The organism is Tissierellales bacterium (assembly GCA_035301805.1).
Lineage (GTDB): Bacteria > Bacillota > Clostridia > Tissierellales > DATGTQ01 > DATGTQ01.
The window spans coordinates 1-4,886 of the sequence record DATGTQ010000226.1 but is presented as its reverse complement, the minus strand read 5'-3'; the positions used below and the strand labels follow the sequence as shown (position 1 = coordinate 4,886).

Here is a 4,886-nt window from a genome sequence, read left to right as displayed (position 1 = left end):
GTTTTTTCACATTATATTTATCTGCTGCTTGTACCATGTTCAATGTACCGAAAACATTGTTTTTCACTGCTTCATGGGGATTGTTTTCCATTAAAGGTACATGTTTATGAGCTGCAGCATGGAAAATTACATCTGGTCTTTCCACATTCATTATTTCATCAATTCTTTTTTTATCTCTAATTGAGGCAATTAAAACCTTTAAATTTAAATTATCATATTTTCTTAAAAGCTCATTTTGTATATCGTAGGCATTATTTTCGTATATATCAAGTATTATAAGTTCTCTTGGTTCAAACCTTGCAATTTGTCTACATAACTCTGAACCAATAGATCCTCCACCACCTGTTACAAGGATCCTCTTATTCTTTATATATCCACATATTTCTTCCATGTCTAATTTTATTTCTTCTCTACCTAGAAGGTCCTCTATCTCTACATCTCTTATTTTCTTTATACTAACTTTCCCATCTATTAATTCGTACATTCCTGGTACTATTTTAGTTTTACAATTTGTTTTTCTAGCTTCACTCACTATTTCTCTAATTTCTTTTCTATTTGCTGATGGAATTGCTATAATTATTTCATCTATATCTTCTTTTTTACATATTCTTTGTATATCTCTCCTATTACCTAAAATAGGAACACCATTAATACTTTGACCTTCTTTTTTTATATCATCATCAACTATAGCCACTGGCATACTTTTCAATGTGTCATGAGTTCTTAATTCTTTTATAATCATAGAACCTGCTGAACCAGCTCCTACTATTAATACTTTTTTATAATCATCTAAATTTTTAGGCACTCCATTTTGAACACGGCTTAATGCTCTAAAGCTAAATCTTATTCCTCCTACAAAGGCCATATCCAGTATAGGAACCATTAAATATACACTTCTCGGCATTCTTGTTTGAATCAATGTCAAGTAAGCTATAACTAAAGAATTAGAAACTATAGATGCCAATACTATTTCTATCATCTCGTCTACACTAGCAAATTTCCAAATATTTTTATATAAATTAAAAAAGTGAAATATAACAATTTTTATTAAAGTAATAAATATAGCATGACTTAAATATACTTTTATAAATCTTGCTGGTATATGTTCATCAAACCTTAAATATAATGCTAGTATATAAGCTAAATTAATTAGCACTATATCTAATAATACTAGAATAAAGTTTTTATTTTTCATAGTGACCCCTTCTTTTTAAAGTTTAATTTTAACCACAATACCATTATAACAAATTAAATTAAATTAGACTCTTCTTTTATAATTAAAGTATCATGTTTAAACATATAAAGGCCTTCTTTATATTCCCCTATATTCCTTTTATTCTCAATTCCTTTTAAATTGTTATTTATATAATGAGCAAAATCTTCTCCACCTTCATAAGCTAATAGATAACCTCCCCCAAATCTTGGGTTGACTTCTGATATATAGTATTCACCATTAACTTTAAATACATCAATATCAATAGCCCCAACTACTCCTAATTTACTAATAAAATCCTCTATTAATTTAAATAATTCATCATCTAATATGGATATAGCTTTATCTGTTTCCCCAGCCCTCATTTTTATTTTCTCTTTTGCATAAATGGAGATAATTTCCTTAGATATTAAATCTACATATACATCTATACCGTATTCTTTTCCATCTAAGAACTCCTGAATTAATAAATTATCATCCTTAGACTTTACTATATTCAGAATATCTATATCATCAATTTTATTTATCCCTAAACTGGCACTACCTTTTCTAGGCTTAACAAATACTGGCAATGTCATATCACCTTTTTTATAATCTTTATTAAATTCTTCAAAGCTATCATAGGTTCTTGCAGTTTTAAATCCATTGTCAATTAAAAAATGAAACATATCCATTTTGTCAAAACAAGTTTCTACAATATCGTAATCTGATACTATGACTTTAACTCCTAACTTTTCAAATTCATCTCTATTATAGGAAAGTAAACTTAACTCAGGATCGATTAATGATAGAATCCCATCTATATTTTCCTTTTTACATATTTCTTTTATAGTAGGTATATAATTCTTGTTATCTATTCTAGGTACTACATAGGATTTATCTGCTATGTACAATGTAGGAGCCTTATTATCACAGTCAGTAACGATTACATTCCCTTCACCTTTAAATTCATTTTTAAAATATTCCACTAATTTGGTCCTTCTTCCTGCACTAGTTATTAATACATTCATTTTATTACCTCGCAATCTATTGGTTTTCATTAAATTTATATGCATAGTTAAAGACTAACGGTAGTCCTCCCGTGTGTATAAATAATATATTTTTATTATTAATATTTTCGCTTTCTATATAATCTAGCATCCCATAAAAACCTTTACCTGTATATATTGGATCTAATAAAATCCCTTCGTTTTTTACTATAGTTTTAATTGTTTCTAGAATGTCATTATATATGTCGCCATAACCTTTGCCTATGTAATTATCTAAAAAGTTTATATCATTCTTTTCAATATCTACAGACATATTATTGTCTTTTAAATACTGAATAATACTATCATATATAACTTCTTTTCCTCTTTCTTCATTCCTAGCTACACTAATGCCTATTATTTTTTCACTGTTTTCATTAAATTTTTGTCCTACTATTAAGCCTGCCTGAGTAGTTCCTGTTCCTGATGCTAAGAATATATAATCAAAATTTATATTTAATTGTTTCTTTTGTCTTTCTATTTCTTCATAAGCTTTTATATAGGCATAAGTTCCAATATTACCATGGCCACCACCGGGTATGAAGTAGGGGTTGTAGCCTTTGTTCTTTAGATCTTCCATGATTCTATCTATAGTAGTACTTACCTTATCCACTTCAGTCCATATAATTTCTGAATCTAATAAATGGTATAAAAAAAAGTTCCCATTAAAATTAATCTGATGATTAATTTTAGGCTTAGCTAGTATTAAAGTACAAGGTATGTTGTGCTGAGCAGCAAAGGCTGCTGTTATTCGACAATGATTGGACTCTTTGGAACCATAAGTTACTATATGGTCACAACCTTTTTCTAAAATCTCTTCCATAAAATATTCTAATTTTCTAGCTTTATTTCCACCGCATACAGGATCTGTCATGTCATCTCTTTTTATATATATATTGTTTTTAGTAAAACTTTCTAATTTGTATAAAGGTGTATCCTTAAAAATCTTTCTTCTTAAGTTCATGAAAAATTCCTCCAATATAAACATCAAGATTATATTATATTATAATATTTATAAAAACTTTTAGCCCTTTCATCTTTCAATAATGGTCTATGGCTTTGTAATACATTTACACCACTACAATTATTAGCCTCCATAATTGCAACTTCCCCATCCTTAGTTAATAATACATCCCAACCTACGTACTTTATATAAGGCATCTGGTGGGCCAAAAATAATACTTTATCTTTTATTGAATCCCAATTCGGAATTTTAACTCCTTCAATCTGAGCTCCAGTATCAGGATGGGTACTATACCAAATTTTCTTATTGTTTACAGGTTTACTTGTAGCTTTACTTAATATGCCTGAGTCTAAATCCACTTTTGCACTTAAACCACCTTTTCCCCAATTGTCTACATTTCCTGTTTTTTCTGTTCCTAATCTATGTACGGCAATAGGAATAAATACTTCCTGAGTATGGGGGTCTTCCATAGTCAGTATTCTAATAGTATTTACTGAATTTGGGTATATTCCTTCGGAATATTTATGTTGTTCTATATATTCTGTAACTATGTATTTGTCTAATTCCTCTATCATAAAGTCAATATCTTCTTTTTCAACTGCAATACCATTAAATAAAATCTTTCCTTCTTTATATTCACAAATATAAATACCTCTTCCACTATCTGCATCTATATAGGGTTTTATAACTATTTTTCCCTCTTTCTTTATTTGATCAATTAAAGACTCACTATTACTTATCATTGGCTCCTTAATATGAGGATATACCTTCCCTTTTAATATAAGTGAATATATAGTGGGAGTTTTTATATATTCTTTTACAATATTATCGAATATAACTTTATTATTTAATACATAGGCATCTCTTTCATTTATAAATCTTGTTTTTTTACGCTGATATTCTGAAATATAGTCCTTGTAGTCATTGTTTTTAAAATCATATAAATAGTATGAACTACTTAAAAATCCCTTACTTACACATTTCATTCTTTTTATAAAAGAAATTTTTGTATCGGATTTCATATCTTCAACAATAACTGCTACTCTTGACCTAAGAAAAAGATATTTTTTATATAATGGACTCATATTGTCACTTCCTTATATTTAACACTATCTATTGTCAATATATTCTTCTCTTAAAATACTCATTATAACCCTATTTCTAAACTCTCCATGAGTATAGACATCATCTCTTAAAGTCCCATCGATTTTAAATCCTGCTTTCTCGTTAACTTTAATCATCTTTATATTTTCTTCCCATACATAGGAATAAACTTTATTTAAATGTAATTCGAGGAAAGCATATTCTAATATCATAGCTCTTATTTCCTTAGCATAGCCTTTTCCCCAACAATCAGTTTCACCTATACCCATATAGGATTCCGCCTTAGAATTTTTTATGTCAATACCTAGGAGTCCTCCATATCCAATAGGTCTGTCATTTTCTTTTAAACAAACTATAAAATCTCTTCTAGTACCATCTGTTGCTACTTTGTTTAGCCAATGCCTTGTCCCTATTTCTGATATTGGGTAACTAAAGTTTAATGTTGTATTTACTTTAGAATCATTTATCCATTTTACTTTATAAGGAATATCATCTTCCTCCATTAGTCTTAGATATAATCTATCACTAGTTAACATTTTTAACACCCCTATTTTTATTCGTTATTTGAATATATGGA

Annotated in this window: 5 protein-coding genes; all 5 read right to left on the bottom strand. The window is 28.4% G+C overall.

The window, feature by feature from the left end; translation table 11 throughout:
• A partial coding sequence (locus tag VK071_11520) for a polysaccharide biosynthesis protein (GenBank protein HLR35939.1) occupies positions 1 to 1,195 on the bottom strand: 1,195 nt, incomplete at its 3' end.
• A 53-nt stretch (positions 1,196 to 1,248) separates the two neighbouring features.
• Positions 1,249 to 2,223, bottom strand: coding sequence for an ATP-grasp domain-containing protein (locus VK071_11515; GenBank protein ID HLR35938.1), 975 nt, complete (start codon positions 2,221 to 2,223; stop codon positions 1,249 to 1,251).
• A 16-nt stretch (positions 2,224 to 2,239) separates the two neighbouring features.
• Positions 2,240 to 3,205 carry a pyridoxal-phosphate dependent enzyme gene (locus VK071_11510; GenBank protein HLR35937.1) on the bottom strand — a complete coding sequence of 322 codons (966 nt, stop codon included), beginning with the start codon at positions 3,203 to 3,205 and terminating at the stop codon, positions 2,240 to 2,242.
• 29 nt (positions 3,206 to 3,234) lie between these two features.
• Positions 3,235 to 4,290, bottom strand: coding sequence for a sugar-transfer associated ATP-grasp domain-containing protein (locus VK071_11505; protein ID HLR35936.1), 1,056 nt, complete (start codon positions 4,288 to 4,290; stop codon positions 3,235 to 3,237).
• A gap of 24 nt (positions 4,291 to 4,314) precedes the next feature.
• Entirely contained in the window at positions 4,315 to 4,845 is a 531-nt protein-coding gene (locus VK071_11500) for a GNAT family protein (GenBank protein HLR35935.1), read from the bottom strand.
• Positions 4,846 to 4,886 lie beyond the last annotated feature (41 nt).

Bases quoted from the DNA above. Each gene is read 5' to 3' on its own strand.
- VK071_11515 (HLR35938.1), bottom strand. From the start codon at position 2,223: ATGAATGTATTAATAACTAGTGCAGGAAGAAGGACCAAATTAGTGGAA.
- VK071_11510 (HLR35937.1), bottom strand. From the start codon at position 3,205: ATGAACTTAAGAAGAAAGATTTTTAAGGATACACCTTTATACAAATTA.
- VK071_11505 (HLR35936.1), bottom strand. From the start codon at position 4,290: ATGAGTCCATTATATAAAAAATATCTTTTTCTTAGGTCAAGAGTAGCA.
- VK071_11500 (HLR35935.1), bottom strand. From the start codon at position 4,845: ATGTTAACTAGTGATAGATTATATCTAAGACTAATGGAGGAAGATGAT.